Below are 17819 nucleotides of genomic sequence, written 5' to 3' on the forward strand. Positions count from 1 at the left end.
ATGGGCATTTTATGATATAATGGCGAAAAGAATCTAATCATGGAAGAATGTCATGGATAAACATATAACTAATTACGAAGGAAAGCGGGGAGATTGCCGTGCTGCTTCCACAAATTAACGAGCCAGGACAATTGAAATCACTATCGGTTGACGAGCTCACTTCTCTGGCGGCCGAAATCCGTCAATTTCTGATTGAGAAGCTGTCTGTCACCGGGGGGCATCTCGCATCAAATCTGGGAGTGGTGGAACTCACGCTGGCCCTGCACTATTGCTACAACAGCCCGCGCGATAAATTTATTTTTGATGTAGGGCATCAGGCCTACGTTCATAAAATGCTGACGGGCCGGATGGACCAGTTTGATACGCTGCGGAAGTACAAGGGGCTTTGCGGCTTTGTCAAACGCAACGAAAGTGAGCATGACGTCTGGGAAGCCGGGCATAGCAGCACTTCTCTGTCTGCTGCGATCGGCATGGCCGTGGCCAGGGACTTAAAAGGAGAAAACAACAAGGTGATCGCCATGATCGGGGACGGTGCCCTCACCGGCGGGATGGCTTTCGAAGCCTTGAACCATATCGGACATGAACAGAAGGACCTGATGGTCATTCTGAACGACAACGAAATGTCGATTGCGCCGAACGTCGGCGCCATGCATAACTATTTAAGCAAAATCCGCTCGGACCGCCATTATTTGCGCGCGAAAGACGAGCTTGAGATCATGCTGAAGAAAATTCCGGCGATTGGCGGCATGCTGGCCAAGACCGGCTCCAGGCTGAAGGAAAGCCTGAAATACATGATGGTTCCCGGCGTGCTGTTCGAAGAGCTGGGCTTAACCTATCTCGGACCGGTGGACGGCCATGATATCCACAAGCTGATCGAAACATTCAAGCAGGCTGATAACGTGCGCGGACCGGTATTCGTGCATGTCCTTACCACCAAAGGCAAAGGATATAAACCCGCAGAGGCGGATTCATATAAATGGCATGGGATTACACCGTACAAAATCGAATCAGGGCAGGTGCTCAAATCGGTAGGCAATCCGATGTACACCGACGTGTTCGGCCAGACGCTAATCGAGCTTGGAGAACAGGATCCTCGGATCATCGCTGTCACGCCTGCAATGCCCAAAGGCTCTGGTCTCGTTCCGTTCAGCGAACGGTTTCCGGACCGCATGATCGACGTCGGTATTGCGGAGCAGCACGCGGCAACCATGTGCGCCGCATTGGCTATGGAGGGAATGAAGCCGGTGTTCGCCGTCTATTCCACCTTCATGCAGCGAGCGTATGACCAGATCGTTCACGATATTTGCCGCCACAATGCCAACGTCATGTTCGCGATCGACCGAGCTGGCTTCGTTGGGGATGACGGCGAGACGCATCAGGGCGTATTTGACATCGCGTTTATGCGCCATATTCCGAACATGGTCATGATGATGCCGAAGGATGAAAACGAGCTGAGACATATGATGAAGACCGCCCTGGAATATAACGACGGACCGATTGCTTTCCGCTACCCGCGGATCAACGGTCTGGGGGTTCATTTGGACGAGGAACTTGTACCGATTCCGATCGGCAAATGGGAAACCGTCCGCGATGGGGAAGGTTACGCCGTTCTCGCCTGCGGCCCGATGGTTCAAGTTGCGCTTGAGGCAGCCGACCAGCTGAAGCGGGAAGGCATTCACCTAAGGGTAGTCAACGCCCGGTTTATGAAGCCGCTGGATGAAGAATTGCTGACGGAACTTGCCGAGAGCAACACGAATATGGTGGTGCTCGAAGAGACAAGCGAAGCGGGCAGCTTGGGCAGCGCCGTACTGGAGTTTTATGCTTCAAGACATATTTTTGACACGAAAGTGTCCTTGATGGGTGTGCCGGACCGTTTTATCGAGCATGGCAGCGTGAAAGAGCAGCGGGAGGAGACCGGTCTTACGGCAGCAGGAGTGGTCGACGAAATCAAGAAGCTGATGTCCCTGCATCCTTTCGAGATCGGCAAAACCCAGTTTCCATCCTAATGGATGAACGAGATCGCCGTGCAGTCAGGAGATTATGATGAATTTGCCTAAAGAACGAATCGACGTCCTGCTCGTTGAGCAGGGCTTTTATGAGAGCCGGGAAAAAGCCAAAGCGGCAATTATGGCCGGTCTGGTCTTAGCGGCAGAAGAACGCGTCGAAAAAGCGGGAACGAAAATTCCGCGGGATACGCCGCTTAGAGTTAAGGGAGCGGTGCATCCGTACGTCAGCCGCGGCGGCTTGAAGCTGGAGAAGGCGCTCCGCACCTTCGGGATCGATCTGACCGGCAGAACGATGCTGGATATCGGGTCTTCCACCGGCGGCTTTACCGATTGCGCCCTGCAGAACGGAGCCGCCTATGTGTATGCCATTGATGTCGGCTACAATCAGCTGGACTGGTCGCTGCGGAATGACGAGCGGGTAAACGTAATGGAACGGACCAACTTCCGTTATATGACGCCCGAGGATCTGAATGGTCCTGCCCCGGATTTTGCCAGCATCGACGTATCCTTCATTTCACTGCGCATTATTCTGCCTCCGCTGATGGCGCTTCTGAACAAACCGGCAGACGTGGCCGCGCTGATTAAGCCGCAGTTTGAAGCCGGAAGGGAAAAGGTCGGGAAATCCGGAGTCGTGCGGGAACCCGAGGTTCACCGCGAGGTGCTGCTGAATGTGCTTACCTTTGCCGCGGAAGTAGGCTTTGTTCTAAACGGATTAACATTCTCGCCGATCACCGGAGGCGAAGGGAACATCGAATTTCTCGCTCATTGGCATGTGCCGGCGAGCCCTTCGGATGCAGCAGGACAACCTGTGACGGACGAAGAGCTGCAGGGTTTGGTTTCTGATGTAGTTGCGCAAGCACGCCATACGTTTACAGGGAACTCATCCAAGGGATGAGTTCTTTTTGTAGCTATAAGGAAGTAGAAGCTTCGAGGCGACTTCCTTATATAGCAAGAAAAACTTCCGCTAAATGCGGTCTGGCTTCCTTGAAGGTACGTCAATCGTGTTTTTCCTTTTTCCGCCACAAATTCGAATTAGGAATTGATGAGAACGTTTGTTTGGGTTATAATGAGCTTGTTTATATGCGTTTATACATTCAAAAAACGGATTTTTATACATGCAAAAAAGGGATTTTTCCGCATTTCCGCGAATACCAAGTCGAGGTGATGAGGATGGAGGGACGTGCAGATTTGCTGGTCATGCTGCTGATCGGCGTGCTTCTGATCGTTTGGATCGCTTATGGTCTGAGATCCTGGCTGTTTAACCCTCTGCCTGCCCGAGTGCCGGAAATGCCGATCAACGAAGAGATACAGGACCATCCTGCGGTAGATTTGCTGGAGGAGGCAGGCTATGAAATGATCGGCGGCAAAATCAAAATCCCGCTGCTGTTTGAGGCGGACGGGGAAGAGTATCACAGCCGCCTGTTTATCGATTATGTCGTGAGGGACGATGACGAGGTGTTGTACCTGGTGAAAGTCGCCAGGAAGCGTCTTCCCCTCGAATGGACCGGTTCCAATCTGCGCGACCGCCTGCTGCCCTATTTTCTACTGTACCCGGGCTCCGGCGGCGTACTCTTCGTCGATGTCGATGAAGGGGAAATCCGGCGCATTCATTTTGATTGGGATGAAGAGGACTGGAATGGTTATGATGATTAAATATGAGCAACTAACATTTGGGAGGCCTATATGAAAGGACAACGCCATATCAAAATACGAGAGATAATCACCCAGAAGGAGATCGAGACTCAGGATGAGCTGGTCGAGGCTCTGCGTGAAGCAGGATTTCAGGTGACGCAGGCCACCGTGTCCAGAGACATCAAAGAGCTGCTGTTAATCAAAGTGCCGATGGATGACGGCAGGTATAAATATTCACTGCCGACGGATCAGCGCTACAATCCGATTCAGAAACTCAAGCGCGCGCTTGTGGACAATTTCGTGCATATTGATTATACGAACAACCTGGTCGTTATGAAGTGTCTGCCGGGAACGGCCAATGCCGTTGCCGTTCTGCTGGATAATATGGAATGGAACGAAATTATGGGGACGATCTGCGGTGACGACACGGCACTGATCATTTGCCGGACAAATGAGGACAGCGAGCGGCTGGTCCAAATGATCAACAGCTTTATTTCATAGTACAAATCATAGATTTGCCTTAGCGGAGGTGCGCTATATATCATGCTTTTAACATTAAGTATCCGAAACTTGGCGGTCGTCGAATCGGTCGACGTCCATTTTCATCCGGGCTTTCACGTGCTGACCGGGGAGACCGGTGCCGGGAAATCCATCATAATTGATGCCTTGGGGCTGATTGCTGGGGGAAGAGGCGTAGCGGACTTAATCCGCTACGGCTGCGACAAGGCGGAAATTGAAGCGCTGTTTGAGCTGCAGGAAGGGCATCCGGTGTGGGAGGCTTTGGCCAAGATCGGAGTCGGAGGAAGCCATGAAGAGCATTTAATTATCCGCAGGGAGCTGACATCTCAGGGAAAGAGCACGTCAAGAGTCAATGGGCAGCTTGTCAATTTGACGATGCTGCGGGAAGTCGGCGAACAGCTGGTCAACATTCATGGGCAGCATGAGCACCAGAACCTTTTGCGTGCGGACAGGCATCTCAGCCTATTGGATACTTATGGGGACGCGCTGATCGGTCCAATCAAACGGGAGTACCAGGAACGGTACGCAGCGTTCTCCAAAGTGGAGAAGGAACTGCGCGAATTAATGGATTCCAGCCAGAAAGCTTATCAAATGCTGGATCTTTATCGTTTTCAGTTGGAGGAAATTTCGGCTGCTTCATTAAAATCCGGAGAAGATGAATGGTTGAGCGAAGAAAGGGTCAAGCTATCCCATAGTGAGAAAATGATGGATGCCGTATCCGGATCCTACGAGCTGCTGAATGGTCATCAGGGAATCAGCGTGATCAGTACGTCCATTTCCCGTCTGGAAGATGTCATGAAATATGATGAGAAGGGCTTACAGCCGGTGCTTGAGCAGCTGCAGTCTGCCTTTTACCAGCTGGAGGACGCCGCTTTCCAGCTCCGGGATTACCGGGATCAGGTCGAGTTTAACCCCGAACGGCTCGAAGAGGTGGAGCAGCGACTGGACCTCATTTCCACGCTCCGCCGTAAATACGGGGACAGCGTGGAACAGATTCTGGCGTATTACGAATCGATCCTGCAGGAAACGAGCCTGCTGGAGAATAAGGATGAGCGTCTGGAGCATCTCAAATCCCAAAGGGATGGATTGCTGGCCGGTCTGATTGAATCCGCCCAGGAGCTAAGCGAAGCAAGGCAGCAGTGCGCTGCGGATCTCGCCAGACAAGTGGAGACTGAATTGAAGGACCTTCATATGGAGCGAACTTCGCTGGAAGTCCGGCTGGAGCGGCTGGATGATCAGCGGGGGATCGAGGTCGATGGCCGGAAGATCAGGCTCACCAGACAGGGACTGGATACCGCTGAATTTATGATATCCCCGAACCCGGGCGAGCCGCTGCGGCCGCTTAGCAAAATCGCATCCGGCGGTGAGTTGTCCCGGATGATGCTGGCGATGAAGAGCATTTTTGCACGTCATGACCGAATTCCGGTCCTAATCTTTGATGAAGTGGACACGGGAGTCAGCGGAAGGGCGGCACAGTCCATTGCCGAGAAGCTGAACAAGCTGGCTGAGACCTGCCAGGTATTTTCGATTACCCATCTTCCCCAGGTGGCTTGCATGGCAGATCATCAATATTTAATCGAGAAGAACGTAGATGAAGGACGCACGATGACTCGCGTGGAGGAACTGTCGCCAAAAGGCCGGGTTGAAGAGCTGGCCCGAATGCTGGGCGGGGTGGAAATTACGAAGAAAACGCTCCATCATGCCCAAGAAATGCTGAAGCTGGCGGACGAGCGGAAAGCCGTCAAATCCGCACCAGAGTAATGATTGACAGTAATAAAAGCCTAGAGGCGGGGTAATCTTAAAGGTACGCAATTGGCGACCACCTTTCGTCAAGCGAAAGAAGCAAAAGGGAGCGTGACAGCCATTGAACTCCAGCCTCAGGAATAAAATGCTCGGTCTTTTCATTGTCTTCTTTCTTTGTTTTTTAGGAACAACAGAGCCGGTGCAGAGCTTGGCTGCCATTCCAAACGAAATCAGGATGTTTACGGGAACGGCACAAGCGCTATCCATGCCGGTGACGGCCCAAGCTACCGTCGACCGTCCGGGCGTCCTGCATCTCAACGGTTCCTCCGTAACCGCCAAAGTGACACCCGGCCGTCCATTACAGCTGACGCCGCAGCATAGCGGAATGGCGAAAGTAACCTTGAAATTATTCGGAACGATCCCTTTTAAAACCGTTCAGATTCAGGTCGTTCCAGGTCTCAAAGTGATTCCTGGCGGACAAACGATCGGTGTTAAGGTGAAATCTTCGGGCATATTGGTCGTCGGGCATCACCTGGTCAGCGTGGATTCCGATACGAAGGTGTCCCCAGGTGAGAATGCCGGGATCCAGCTGGGTGATTTGATGACCCATATGAACGGAGTTCCGATGGACGACGTCGCGAAAGTTGCCAAAGTAGTCGAGGAGGCAGGCAAAAGCAAGCGACCGCTCGAAATCAAATTCAAACGCGGAAACAAAGAGATGAGCACGAAGCTGTCCCCAGCCTATGATCTGGAAGACAAGGTGTGGCGATTGGGACTGTATATTCGCGACTCAGCCGCAGGCGTCGGAACGTTAACCTTCTATGCTCCGGATCAAGGTGTATATGGAGCACTGGGCCATGTCATTACGGATATGAACACGCAAACGCCGATTTCCGTCGGCAGCGGCGAAATTTTGCAGTCCAGCGTAACCTCAATATCCAAAAGCCAGGATGGTGAGCCAGGAGAGAAGAGGGCGCATTTTCTCAAGGAAAGCAAAATATTAGGTAATATTGAGCGCAACACGCATTTCGGAATCTTCGGCAAGATGAATCAAAATCCGGAACACAGCCTGTATAAAGAAGGCATCCCGATTGCATTTGCTCAGCAGGTCAAGGAAGGCCCTGCCGAAATTTTGACCGTGGTGGATGGGCAGCAGGTCGAGCGGTTCAAGGTTAATATCGTTCATGTGGCGAAGCAGGAATCACCGGCCACCAAAGGTCTGGTCATTCGAATTACCGATCCGCGGCTGCTGGAGAAGACCGGCGGTATCGTCCAAGGGATGAGCGGAAGCCCCATCGTGCAGGACGGGAAATTGGTAGGAGCGGTTACCCATGTGTTCGTTAACGATCCGAGGTCTGGTTACGGATGCTTTATCGAGTGGATGCTTCAGGATTCCGGCGTTCTCCCTCAATCCAAAAGTTCTTTAAAAAGTCTTAAGGCCGTTTAGCCTTAAGACTTTTTGTCGTTTCATCGCGAAATAGTTAGAATATTGGATAAAAATATTAATTATAATTCAATGTGGCAAAAAAATAAACAAAAATAATTTTCGACAGAAGGAATTTAATGTTGGGTGTCGAAAACTTATCTCTGCAGAAAAATAAGGGAATACGATTCTAAGGAGGAAGCAGCCAGTGCAAAAAATAGAGGTATTGTTGGCAGATGATAACCGGGAATTCACGAATTTGCTTGCGGAATATATTACCGAGCAAGACGATATGATGGTAACGGGAATCGCCTATAATGGCGAGGAAGTGCTAAATATGATCAGTGAATCGAGAAAAATTCCGGACGTACTGATCTTGGACATTATTATGCCGCATCTGGACGGATTGGGTGTTCTTGAAAGATTGCGTGAGATGAATCTGTCCCCACAGCCTAAAATCATTATGCTGACTGCTTTCGGCCAGGAGAACATCACCCAAAGAGCGGTACAACTCGGTGCTTCTTACTACATTCTTAAACCGTTTGACATGGAGGTTCTGGCCAGCCGCATTCGTCAGCTCGTAGGGCAGCAGCATGTCACGACAGGCAGTATGACGGTATCGACGACCAAATCCAATGTGGTACCGATGGCGAAAGGAAAAAACCTCGACGCCAACATTACGTCCATCATTCACGAGATCGGGGTACCGGCCCATATCAAAGGTTACCAATATTTGCGCGAAGCGATTACGATGGTCTACAACAACATCGAAATCCTCGGTGCCATTACCAAAACGCTGTATCCGGCGATTGCCGAAAAGTTCAAAACGACGCCATCCCGCGTTGAGCGTGCCATTCGCCACGCAATCGAAGTAGCCTGGACGCGAGGCAATATCGACTCCATCAGCCATCTGTTCGGCTACACCATCAATATCAGCAAGTCCAAGCCGACCAACAGCGAATTTATCGCCATGGTGGCCGACAAGCTGCGGATTGAGCATAAGGTGTCGTGAAAGGAATAGCATGACCCTAAAGAATACGCCATACTATGACGATGATCATAGTATGGCGTTTTTTTTGAATTCGAAAAAAAAACCGCTAAAATGCGGTCTGGCTTCTTAAAATGTATTGTCGATAGACGTTTTTCTCTAATGGAATGTTGATCCATCTGCCGGTGAATGATGATATCCAATTTTTTCAAAAGGGTAATAATATATAGATTGAGCTAAAGTTTTGCATTTTCTTAAGTTCATTCTATAAGTTACAAAGTTTTATCTGGATATCAAGCCTAAATAAATTTACACTTAAACTAATCATCAAAAATTGGAAAAAAGCTAGGCGAATAAGGGAAGGAGTTTAACATTGAAAGCTAAAGGATGGATCATTGCCGCGGCAGCTGCGATTGCGTTATCGGCAACTTCAATTATGGTCGTGGCGAAACCCGACCCGATCAAAGTCATGCGCAACGGAACCGAGTGGGTGACGGAAGCTGCACCCGTTCAAATAGATGATGAAATCATGATACCACTGAATACCTTCGGCAAGCTTGTTGGCAAACAAGTCACCTATAACAGTCAAACCAACACAGTCAGTATTGATGACAAGAAACAGATACCTTTTGCGCAATCCGACGACAAGAAGATCCAGATCAGCGGGGATGTGGGCGAAACGGGAACCTACGATAACTTAACGCTGACAACGGAGACCTTCAGCCGTCACATCCCGGGTTACAATGTGGCCAATCTAGGATATGCCCCGATCATCGAAAGGACCGATTTGACGGGGGATGGCAAGAAGGATATTGTCATTATTTTAACGACAGGATATGGAACCGGGGTATATGCATCAAATCCACTCGTGTATACCGAAACAGCGGATTCCATACCCGTTGAAGATGCCTATACGGCGTTTCTGAAGCAGTTCAGCAGTAAAGTGACGGACAAGCAAATCGAGCTGGATATTCACGGCGAGCGAACGGTCATCCCCGTTTCCAAACTGCAGTCCGGCCCCGTGAAATTCCCGCCCGGGATTGGAAGCGTTATGTATTACACGCTGGAGGGCAACACCCTAAAAGCGACGACAGCCGTGCAGGTATCTCCCGCCGAATTTATCGGCGATTTAGCCTTGAGCTACACGTTTAAAAACGGCCTGCTCCAGGCAGGTGAAGCTCAATTTACCTTGTACCCTGAGTATGGTTCGTGATAAGATAACGTTCTGGCAGTTATTACTAACTTTTTGAGGCTACAGCCGTGAAAGGAACGATGATGAAGACATCCAAGATTTCTACTTTACTGCTGACAGGCGTCATCACGGCGATGCTATTCCTAAGCGGATGCAGTCTGGAGATTATCCCGGCCGCACCGGAGAACGACAGCAAGCCGGCGAGCACGGGCGAAGGGAACCTCCGGGTCGTTTTTCTTGATGTAGGGCAAGGAGCTTCTCAGCTTATTATTTCCCCTTCCGGTAAAACGATGTTGATAGATGCGGGAAACAATGACAAAGAAGAACTGATGCTGCAATATATGGAGCAGTACGGCATCACCAAGCTGGACACGGTGATCGGAACTCATCCGGATGCCGATCACATCGGCGGATTGGACGCCGTCATTAATCACATTCCGGTAGGCAGCATTTATATGCCCAAAGCACAGGCCAATACGAAAACGTTTGAATCCGTTCTGCGTGCCATCAAGAATAAAAAGCTGAAAGTACAAACGGCGAAAGCGGGGATTTCTTGGGATATGGACGACGAAGTTCACGTCGATATGCTGGCGCCGCATAAAAGTTATGACGATTCGAATAATATGAGCGCCGTGGTGAAAATAACGTATGGCCGGACTTCTTTTCTGCTAACCGGTGACGCGGAAGCGGACAGCGAGCGGGATATGCTCCAGGCTGGGGCGGATTTGCAGGCGGATGTGATGCTGGTAGGGCACCACGGCTCCAAGTCGTCGACCACACTCGCATTCCTCAAACGGGTCCATCCGAAATACGCCGTTATTCAGGTAGGGGCAGACAATACATACGGACATCCGAAAAGCGTCATCCTAAACCGGCTCAAGCAGCAGGGCGTCACGGTATACCGCAACGATCTTCAGGGAACGATTGAAGCGGAGTCGAACGGGCAGAAGGTAACATTCCGAACGGAAAGGTGAGAACGATGACAGGATATGTCGAAGGCTTTGATGGACCGTTTTGCCGGATTGAAGTGGACGGTAATATCCAGGCCGTTCCCCGTGAACAAGTAGATCCCAGGGTGAAGGCGGGAGACGCCGTGGAACGAAAGGGCGGAATTTGGGTGACCGATCCGGCTGCAACCAAACGGCGCACGGACGAAATCAAAAAGTTAATGGACGATGTTTGGGAATCATAAAAAAACTCTTCGCTGGATGATGTGCTGATTCATTGCGCTCATCATCCCGAAGAGTTTTTTTATATCGTCAGGCGCTTCCTTTGGCGCTGACTTTGTGCGGTGGAACAAAGCAGCACCGGCACCGCGGCTCGTAGTCATCGGAATCCCCGATCATAATGACCGAGCCCAGTGGAGCGGGGTGGCCGTTGACAATCCGCTGCGTAAACACGGCTTCCGGGCTGCCGCATACCGCACAGAAGGCGGTCAGCAGCTGGATGTCATCCGCCATGGCCAGCAGGCCGCCGATGTAGCCGAATTCTTTTCCGCGATAGTCCAGATTCAGCCCGTCCACAATGACATGCTTTCCGTTATATGCCAGCTCTTCCACCAGACCGAGAATTGGCTTGCTGAAGAACTGGACCTCGTCAAAAGCGACCACATCCGCGTCTACCGTTTCCGCGATGATGTTTGCCGTGATGTCAGCCGTCAGCTGCCGCGGAATGGAGATGGCCGGCAGCCGGTATCCGATCCGGCTGACGATCTCGTCCTTCGCGTAGCGCTGATCTTCCTCAGGCTTGTAAGCCACCAGCTTTTTCCGGCCGTATTGGATCAGTTTTTGGCATCGGCGGATGAGCTCACCCGATTTCTCGCTAAACATGGGTCCCGTAATTACGGTAATCCGTCCTTTATTCACGTTCAGCCTGCTCCTTTCCCATTAGCAAAACCCGTTCATGTTCTATATGATGACAAAACACGAAAAATTGCGACTTTTATAGAGTACCACAATTAAAACGGACATGGCTACAAAAATAACCGAAAGTGGCGTGAAGGGTTTTGCCGTGGTATGGTTAACGTAAGCAGGAACGAATGAGCATGTGGAGGAGACGCATCATGCAGGAAAAAATAGAAGCTTACAAAACTAGAATAGCTGAATTGTCAGCAGAGCTCGGCAACCATCCGCAAGTGGAAGAGCTGCTTGGCAGCCTGCTCGCGGATCTCGAAGATGCGGTTCAGCAAAACCATAAACTGCGGCTCACGCTGCTGAAATCTTCGTCGAAAGAATCCCGAATGTCCACGAAGCTGAGAGAGGCGCTGTACGAGTAATTTTTATCGGTCTGGTAAACGGCTGGTAACCTGCCACAGGATTCTGCGGCAAATTCGGATACACCAATTCGCACTCCCCGCTATATTCTAAAGAAAGCAGAAATATGTTGAAGCGGGGTGATTTGGTGAACCGGTCCACTGATAACAAGAAACGGCATAAGCCGGCAAAGCAGGTTGTAAAGCATGGCAAAGCCGGCGTGCCCCCGCCAAAATTGAGTCCGCAGCAAATCGCAGTCATTGCGGGGTTGCTGAATAACTTTTTTGTGGTCGAATCCGTGCTTTACAACCGTGATAACGAGCTGAAGGTTATTTTAACGAGCAGAACCCTGACCGCACTTCCGGTGCTGGGTAATCCGGAGTACGGATTGGTGGAGCAGGACGTTGCCCTTAACATAATCGCGAGTGAAACCGATGAAGAAGATTTGGATGATAAACAAAACCCCGTTCTGAGATAAACCTGCAGTCCGGGGTTCTTTGTTTGATTCCTGGTCCTGGAATCCGGTGTTATGAAGATTGTACGGGCGGTTTGGGCTTGCGTTTCTCCTTGAACCGTGGCCCTACATAGTTTCGTTTGCGGTCCCGGAACAGAATCCAGCCGCCGAGAAAGCTCATCCCTGCCACGAACAGGAGCAGGCCGAGGACAAAATGTCCCCACGCAAACGCCGGATGGGCGACGCTCGCATCGCCATGGAGCGAGTAATACTCAAATACCGCGTCTTTCATAAATAAAAATCCGGTCATTGCCGCCAGTCCCGGAATGACAAGGATCAGGATGGCGATAAAGCGGGAAATAATCAGTTTCATGAAAAATCCCTTCCTGTTGGCCTGTTTTAGTCCACTATATCATAACTCGTCCGGTGAATCTTTGTCTATTTCCGGACATGTGATAACATTTTGTAATGCGGTGAAAACCGAGTACAATATAAGGGCGATGGAGTGCGTATTGCTCCGGACACAACTTGTATAAAGTTATACGCCAAATGATTACAATATAAACTTGTTAGGGTGGAGGATGGACATGACAATATCGTGTGACGTTGCCGTACTGGGCGGAGGTACCGGCGGTTATGTAGCCGCGATCCGTGCAGCTCAGCTGGGCAAGGAAGTCGTCATTATCGAAGCAGACAAGCTTGGAGGAACGTGCCTGCACCGCGGCTGCATTCCAAGTAAGTCTTTGCTGCGTAGCGCGGAAGTATACGCGGAAATTAAGGAAAGCGAGAATTACGGTATCGAGACAGCGGGGGCCGCTCTCAAATTTTCCAAGGTTCAGGCGCGGAAAGAAGGCATTGTGGACCAGCTGCATCAAGGAGTTCAGTACCTGATGCGCAAAAATAAAATACAGGTGGTTCACGGAAAAGGCCGCGTTATCGGCCCTTCCATCTTTTCGCCGAAAAGCGGTGCAGTTGCCGTGGAGCTGGCGGATGGAGAGATGGAGACGGTGGTCCCGACCCATTTGATCATCGCTACCGGTTCCCGTCCAAGGCTACTGCCCGGACTTGAACCCGATGGAGTACATATTCTGACCAGCGACGAAGCGCTTCGTTTGGAAGAACTTCCATCTTCCATTATCATTGTCGGCGGCGGCGTAATTGGCGTCGAATGGGCTTCGATGCTGAACGATTTTGGCGTGGAGGTCACCATTGTGGAGGCTGCCAGCCAGCTGCTTCCTGCAGAAGATGAGGAGATCGCCCGGGAGCTTCAGAAGTCGCTTTCGCGTAGGGGCGTGAAAATGATTACTGGTGCCCAGCTGCAGACAGACACATATGAAGCAGCGGATCATCAGGTGCACATCGATGTGCGGGTTGGAGAAAAGTCGGAGCGGCTTCAGGCGGACAAGCTGCTGGTATCGATCGGCCGCCAGGCCAATGTGGAGAACATCGGTCTGGAAAATACGGATGTCCGGGTGGAACGCGGATTTATAGCCGTCAATGAATATTTCCAAACCGGAGAATCGCATATTTATGCCATCGGCGACGTCATTGGCGGACTGCAGCTCGCTCATGCGGCAAGTCATGAAGGCATTGCGGCCGTCAACCATTTGGCGGGAGATAACGTTCACCCGGCGGATGCGGATCTGATTCCAAGATGCGTGTATACGAGACCGGAAGTGGCCAGCGTCGGCATTACCGAGAAGGAAGCCCGCAGCCGCGGATTCGAGGTCAAGGTCGGCAAATTCCCGTTCCAGGCCATCGGAAAAGCTTTGGTACAGGGCAGTAAGGAAGGATTCGTGAAAGTAGTAGCTGATCCTAAGACGAATGATATTTTGGGCGTGCAAATGATCGGGGCGCATGCGACGGACCTGATCAGCGAGGCGGCGCTGGCCCAGTTTCTGAATGCAACCCCTTGGGAGATCGGGCAGATGGTGCATCCGCACCCAACGCTCTCGGAAATTTTGGGAGAGGCAATGCTCGCTGTAGACGGTAAATCCATCGGACTGTAAGCCAAAATTTAGAATCGGTTCTTTTCTTTTCGCCGCGGTTATGATTATAATAGGGTTAAGCCAAGTCTTAGTACCAGGTTTTAATAGTAGATCAGGGAAAAGACTGAAAGCTCTATAATAAGGAGGTACCTCCCATGAATGATCAGGGTACTGTTCACACGCCACATGAGCATGAGCAGCTTGGACTCACCAACGGCCAAGTCATCGACATGTACAGATATATGCTGCTCGGGCGCAAATTTGACGAGCGTAACCTGCTGCTGCAGCGGGCAGGCAAGATTAACTTTCACGTATCGGGAATCGGTCAGGAGGCGGCGCAGGTCGCCGCGGCGTTTGCATTGGACCGGGAAAATGACTACTATTTGCCTTATTATCGCGATTATTCTTTTGTGTTAACGGTCGGTATGACCCCGCGCGAACTGATGCTGTCGGCATTTGCGAAAGCTGAGGATCCGAACAGCGGCGGGCGCCAAATGCCTGGTCACTTCGGCTCTAAACGGCTGCGGATCGTAACGGGTTCAAGCCCCGTCACGACCCAAGTGCCGCACGCCGTAGGCGTGGCCTTGTCCGCCAAGATGAGAAAACAGGACATCGTTTCGTTTGTAACCTTCGGCGAGGGCTCGAGCAATCAGGGGGACTTCCATGAGGGAGCCAACTTTGCGGGCGTTCATAAGCTGCCGGTCATTTTTATGTGCGAAAACAATCAGTATGCCATTTCGGTACCTCTGCATAAGCAGATCAGCGGCAAAGTCAGCGACCGGGCGCTCGGCTATGGGTTTCCGGGTATCCGAGTGGACGGCAACGATGCACTTGCGGTCTACAAAGCGGTGAAGGAAGCGCGTGAACGCGCCGTCCGCGGCGAAGGACCTACGCTGATCGAAGCTATGATGTACCGCCTGTCTCCGCACTCCACTTCGGATAACGATTTGGCATACCGGACCAAAGAAGAAGTGGAAGAGAACTGGAAAAAAGACGGCATTGCCCGGTTCAAACAATATTTGATCAGCTGCGGCATCTGGGATGAAGACAAGGATGCGGATTTAAGCGCACAGCTTGCCCTTGAAATCAAGGAAGCCACCGAATCGGCCGACAATGCTCCGTTCCCGAAACCGGAGGATACGCTTAAGCATGTGTATGCGGGCGATAGCGAAGAGGGGGTATACTAATGGCCGAAATGGAATATATCGATGCGATTCGTCTGGCTATGAAAGAAGAAATGGAAAAAGACGAAAACGTGTTTGTCCTTGGCGAGGATGTCGGCGTCAAAGGCGGCGTGTTCACGACGACCAAAGGTCTGCAGGACCAGTTCGGTGAAGAGCGGGTCATCGACACGCCGCTGGCGGAATCCGCTATCGCCGGCGTTGCAATCGGTGCGGCCATGGTCGGCATGAAGCCGATCGCGGAAATGCAGTATTCCGACTTCATGCTGCCGGCAACGAACCAGATTATTAGTGAGGCCGCGAAAATCCGCTATCGCTCCAACAACGACTGGAGCTGTCCGATCGTGGTCCGTGCACCGATCGGTGGGGGCATTTTCGGGGGATTATATCACTCCCAATGCCCGGAATCGATCTTCTTCGGTACCCCCGGCTTGAAAATTGTGGCGCCCTTTACCGCCTATGATGCGAAAGGCCTGCTGAAAGCTGCTATCAACGATCCGGATCCAGTGCTGTTTTTTGAAAATAAAAAGTGCTACCGAATGATCAAAGGTGACGTACCTTTGGACGACTATACCGTACCGATCGGCAAGGCTAACGTGCTGCGCGAGGGAACCGACATTACGGTCATCGGCTACAGCATGCCGCTGCACTTCTGCCTTCAAGCTGCCGAAGAGCTGGAGAAGGAAGAGGGCATTTCGGCCCACATCCTGGATCTGCGCTCGCTGCAGCCGTTGGATCGTGACGCCATCATTGAGGCGGTCCGCAAAACCGGCAAGGTGCTGATCGTGCATGAGGACAACAAAACAGGCGGCGTGGGCGCCGAGGTGTCCGCCATTATTTCGGAAGAATGCCTGTTTGACCTCGACGCGCCGATCAAGCGCTTGTGCGGCCCGGACGTTCCGGCCATGCCGATCAGCCCGCCGATGGAGAAGTTCTTTATGCTGAGCAAGGATAAAGTCAAGCAAGCGATGCACGAGTTGGCGGTTTACTGAGAATTGCCGTATGAAGGGGTGAAAATATGTCAAATCAAAAATTAACCGATATGGTGATGCCACAGCTGGCAGAATCTCTCGTGTCCGCAACGATCGCCAAATGGCTGAAGCAGCCTGGCGATAAGGTGGAACAGTACGAGCCGATCTGTGAGGTCATAACCGATAAGGTCAACGCGGAAATCCCTTCCACGGTGGACGGGGTTATGGGAGAATGGGTCGCCGAAGAAGGCCAGACCGTCGCCGTCGGCGAGGTCATCTGCCGCATTGCGGCAGCAGGCGCCGAGGTGTCTCCGGCGGAGGAACGGCCGCAGGCTGAGACACGTACCGCAGCTGCCCCGGCACAGACGGAAGCCTCTGGCGACCAGTCGATGCGCGGCCGGTATTCCCCTGCGGTGCAAAGCCTGGCAGCCGAGCACGGCGTGAACCTGAACGCGGTGCAGGGAACGGGCATGGGCGGTCGGATTACCCGCAAGGATGTCCTTGCTTATATCGAAAACGGAGGTGCGGCTGCGGAAACCGGTCGGGCGGCCGAAGCTCCCGTGAAGAAACAGGTTCATTCTCCATTCGAAGGGTTGCCGCATGCCAATCCTGCGGTCCGTCCGGAGCAATATATCCCGGTTCCGCCGGCATCCACCCGGCAGTCGGGTCTGCATTTGACCGAGTCGCCGCGTATTCCGGCCGTGGAAATTGAAGACCAGAACGGACGCGCCGAAACGATGATCGACGTCACCCCGATCCGCAATGCTATTGCCACGAACATGCGACAGAGCGTGTCGGAAATTCCGCATGCCTGGACGATGATCGAGGTTGACGTGACCAATCTGGTGCTGCTGCGCAATAAATTGAAGGATGAATTTAAGCGCAGAGAGGGCTATAATTTAACCTATCTGGCGTTTCTGCTGAAGGCCGTGGTCAATGCGATCAAGGAATATCCGATCATGAACTCCGTTTGGGCGGTGAATAAAATCATCGTGAAACGGGACATCAATATCTCCCTTGCCGTCGGAACAGAAGATTCCGTCATGACCCCGGTCATCCAACGGGCCGACCAGAAGAACATTGCTGGCCTCGCTAGGGAAATCGAGGAACTGGCGACCAAAACGCGTCAGGGTAAGCTCAAGCTGGAGGATATGCAGGGGGGCACCTTTACGGTGAACAATACCGGGTCGTTTGGTTCCATCCTGTCTTACCCGATTATCAATTATCCGCAGGCGGCCATCCTTACCTTCGAATCGATCGTGAAGCGGCCTGTCGTGATCAACGATATGATCGCCGTCCGTTCGATGGCGAATATCTGCCTGTCGCTGGACCACCGGATTTTGGACGGAGTTATCTGCGGACGCTTCCTTCAGCGCGTGAAGGAAAACGTGGAAAGTTATACGCTGGATACGAAAGTTTACTAAATAAAAGTCTTCGAAAGCTTGGTCATCATCTGAAAGGGCGTGAAGC

Annotated in this window: 18 protein-coding genes; 16 read left to right on the top strand and 2 right to left on the bottom strand. The window is 51.8% G+C overall.

All coding sequences use genetic code 11. The features are described 5' to 3' along the window. Nucleotides 1-98: 98 nt before the first annotated feature. From dxs to CJP46_RS13730, 10 genes are all read left to right on the top strand, one after another. Nucleotides 99-2006, top strand: a complete 1908-nt coding sequence (dxs, locus tag CJP46_RS13685) for a 1-deoxy-D-xylulose-5-phosphate synthase (RefSeq protein ID WP_094596187.1) — start codon at nucleotides 99-101, stop codon at nucleotides 2004-2006. 37 nt (nucleotides 2007-2043) lie between these two features. Continuing rightward, on the top strand, nucleotides 2044-2901 hold the full coding sequence (locus CJP46_RS13690; RefSeq protein WP_094596188.1) for a TlyA family RNA methyltransferase: 858 nt from the start codon (nucleotides 2044-2046) through the stop codon (nucleotides 2899-2901). A 275-nt stretch (nucleotides 2902-3176) separates the two neighbouring features. Continuing rightward, nucleotides 3177-3659, top strand: a complete 483-nt coding sequence (locus tag CJP46_RS13695) for a hypothetical protein (RefSeq protein WP_094596852.1) — start codon at nucleotides 3177-3179, stop codon at nucleotides 3657-3659. A 30-nt stretch (nucleotides 3660-3689) separates the two neighbouring features. After that, entirely contained in the window at nucleotides 3690-4139 is a 450-nt protein-coding gene (ahrC, locus tag CJP46_RS13700) for a transcriptional regulator AhrC/ArgR (RefSeq protein WP_094596189.1), read from the top strand. 42 nt (nucleotides 4140-4181) lie between these two features. After that, nucleotides 4182-5918: a DNA repair protein RecN gene (gene recN, locus CJP46_RS13705; RefSeq protein ID WP_094596190.1), complete on the top strand. Its 1737-nt coding sequence runs from the start codon at nucleotides 4182-4184 to the stop codon at nucleotides 5916-5918. 103 nt (nucleotides 5919-6021) lie between these two features. Next, complete coding sequence (gene spoIVB / locus CJP46_RS13710) at nucleotides 6022-7347, top strand: SpoIVB peptidase (protein ID WP_094596191.1); 1326 nt, start codon at nucleotides 6022-6024, stop codon at nucleotides 7345-7347. Between the two features lie 184 nt (nucleotides 7348-7531). After that, nucleotides 7532-8335 (top strand): sporulation transcription factor Spo0A, encoded by an 804-nt coding sequence (gene spo0A, locus CJP46_RS13715; protein ID WP_094596192.1) that lies wholly within the window; start codon nucleotides 7532-7534, stop codon nucleotides 8333-8335. Between the two features lie 349 nt (nucleotides 8336-8684). After that, nucleotides 8685-9524, top strand: a complete 840-nt coding sequence (locus CJP46_RS13720) for a stalk domain-containing protein (protein ID WP_094596193.1) — start codon at nucleotides 8685-8687, stop codon at nucleotides 9522-9524. 47 nt (nucleotides 9525-9571) lie between these two features. Further along, entirely contained in the window at nucleotides 9572-10477 is a 906-nt protein-coding gene (locus CJP46_RS13725; protein ID WP_256992340.1) for a ComEC/Rec2 family competence protein, read from the top strand. 5 nt (nucleotides 10478-10482) lie between these two features. After that, complete coding sequence (locus CJP46_RS13730) at nucleotides 10483-10695, top strand: DUF3006 domain-containing protein (protein ID WP_094596194.1); 213 nt, start codon at nucleotides 10483-10485, stop codon at nucleotides 10693-10695. A 67-nt stretch (nucleotides 10696-10762) separates the two neighbouring features. Here CJP46_RS13730 and CJP46_RS13735 read toward each other — a convergent pair whose 3' ends face one another. Further along, nucleotides 10763-11368 (bottom strand): thymidine kinase, encoded by a 606-nt coding sequence (locus CJP46_RS13735; protein WP_094596195.1) that lies wholly within the window; start codon nucleotides 11366-11368, stop codon nucleotides 10763-10765. Between the two features lie 197 nt (nucleotides 11369-11565). On the opposite strand from CJP46_RS13735, the gene CJP46_RS13740 reads away from it, so the two are divergent. Both CJP46_RS13740 and CJP46_RS13745 read left to right on the top strand, forming a co-directional pair. Further along, nucleotides 11566-11778: a hypothetical protein gene (locus CJP46_RS13740; protein ID WP_094596196.1), complete on the top strand. Its 213-nt coding sequence runs from the start codon at nucleotides 11566-11568 to the stop codon at nucleotides 11776-11778. A gap of 104 nt (nucleotides 11779-11882) precedes the next feature. Next, nucleotides 11883-12233: a hypothetical protein gene (locus tag CJP46_RS13745; RefSeq protein ID WP_094596197.1), complete on the top strand. Its 351-nt coding sequence runs from the start codon at nucleotides 11883-11885 to the stop codon at nucleotides 12231-12233. 49 nt (nucleotides 12234-12282) lie between these two features. Here CJP46_RS13745 and CJP46_RS13750 read toward each other — a convergent pair whose 3' ends face one another. Continuing rightward, on the bottom strand, nucleotides 12283-12582 hold the full coding sequence (locus tag CJP46_RS13750) for a DUF2627 domain-containing protein (RefSeq protein WP_094596198.1): 300 nt from the start codon (nucleotides 12580-12582) through the stop codon (nucleotides 12283-12285). Nucleotides 12583-12796: 214 nt separating this feature from the next. Here CJP46_RS13750 and lpdA point away from each other — a divergent pair, with 214 nt between their 5' ends. The 4 genes from lpdA to CJP46_RS13770 all read left to right on the top strand — a co-directional run bounded on the left by lpdA (nucleotide 12797) and on the right by CJP46_RS13770 (nucleotide 17773). Next, nucleotides 12797-14218, top strand: a complete 1422-nt coding sequence (lpdA, locus tag CJP46_RS13755; RefSeq protein ID WP_094596199.1) for a dihydrolipoyl dehydrogenase — start codon at nucleotides 12797-12799, stop codon at nucleotides 14216-14218. Nucleotides 14219-14352: 134 nt separating this feature from the next. Then, nucleotides 14353-15384 carry a thiamine pyrophosphate-dependent dehydrogenase E1 component subunit alpha gene (locus CJP46_RS13760; protein ID WP_094596200.1) on the top strand — a complete coding sequence of 344 codons (1032 nt, stop codon included), beginning with the start codon at nucleotides 14353-14355 and terminating at the stop codon, nucleotides 15382-15384. Further along, nucleotides 15384-16370 (top strand): alpha-ketoacid dehydrogenase subunit beta, encoded by a 987-nt coding sequence (locus tag CJP46_RS13765; RefSeq protein ID WP_094596201.1) that lies wholly within the window; start codon nucleotides 15384-15386, stop codon nucleotides 16368-16370. The genes CJP46_RS13760 and CJP46_RS13765 overlap by 1 nt, the downstream gene beginning before the upstream one ends. A gap of 26 nt (nucleotides 16371-16396) precedes the next feature. Then, nucleotides 16397-17773 carry a dihydrolipoamide acetyltransferase family protein gene (locus CJP46_RS13770; protein WP_094596202.1) on the top strand — a complete coding sequence of 459 codons (1377 nt, stop codon included), beginning with the start codon at nucleotides 16397-16399 and terminating at the stop codon, nucleotides 17771-17773. Nucleotides 17774-17819 lie beyond the last annotated feature (46 nt).

This window comes from Paenibacillus sp. XY044, from assembly GCF_002257645.1.
GTDB lineage: Bacteria > Bacillota > Bacilli > Paenibacillales > Paenibacillaceae > Paenibacillus_AQ.

Excerpts from the sequence above, each read along its gene's own strand:
- CJP46_RS13690 (WP_094596188.1), top strand. The coding sequence starts at position 2,044 with ATGAATTTGCCTAAAGAACGAATCGACGTCCTGCTCGTTGAGCAGGGC.
- CJP46_RS13695 (WP_094596852.1), top strand. The coding sequence starts at position 3,177 with ATGGAGGGACGTGCAGATTTGCTGGTCATGCTGCTGATCGGCGTGCTT.
- ahrC (WP_094596189.1), top strand. The coding sequence starts at position 3,690 with ATGAAAGGACAACGCCATATCAAAATACGAGAGATAATCACCCAGAAG.
- recN (WP_094596190.1), top strand. The coding sequence starts at position 4,182 with ATGCTTTTAACATTAAGTATCCGAAACTTGGCGGTCGTCGAATCGGTC.
- CJP46_RS13730 (WP_094596194.1), top strand. The coding sequence starts at position 10,483 with ATGACAGGATATGTCGAAGGCTTTGATGGACCGTTTTGCCGGATTGAA.
- CJP46_RS13740 (WP_094596196.1), top strand. The coding sequence starts at position 11,566 with ATGCAGGAAAAAATAGAAGCTTACAAAACTAGAATAGCTGAATTGTCA.
- CJP46_RS13745 (WP_094596197.1), top strand. The coding sequence starts at position 11,883 with ATGTTGAAGCGGGGTGATTTGGTGAACCGGTCCACTGATAACAAGAAA.
- CJP46_RS13750 (WP_094596198.1), bottom strand. The coding sequence starts at position 12,582 with ATGAAACTGATTATTTCCCGCTTTATCGCCATCCTGATCCTTGTCATT.
- lpdA (WP_094596199.1), top strand. The coding sequence starts at position 12,797 with ATGACAATATCGTGTGACGTTGCCGTACTGGGCGGAGGTACCGGCGGT.
- CJP46_RS13760 (WP_094596200.1), top strand. The coding sequence starts at position 14,353 with ATGAATGATCAGGGTACTGTTCACACGCCACATGAGCATGAGCAGCTT.
- CJP46_RS13765 (WP_094596201.1), top strand. The coding sequence starts at position 15,384 with ATGGCCGAAATGGAATATATCGATGCGATTCGTCTGGCTATGAAAGAA.
- CJP46_RS13770 (WP_094596202.1), top strand. The coding sequence starts at position 16,397 with ATGTCAAATCAAAAATTAACCGATATGGTGATGCCACAGCTGGCAGAA.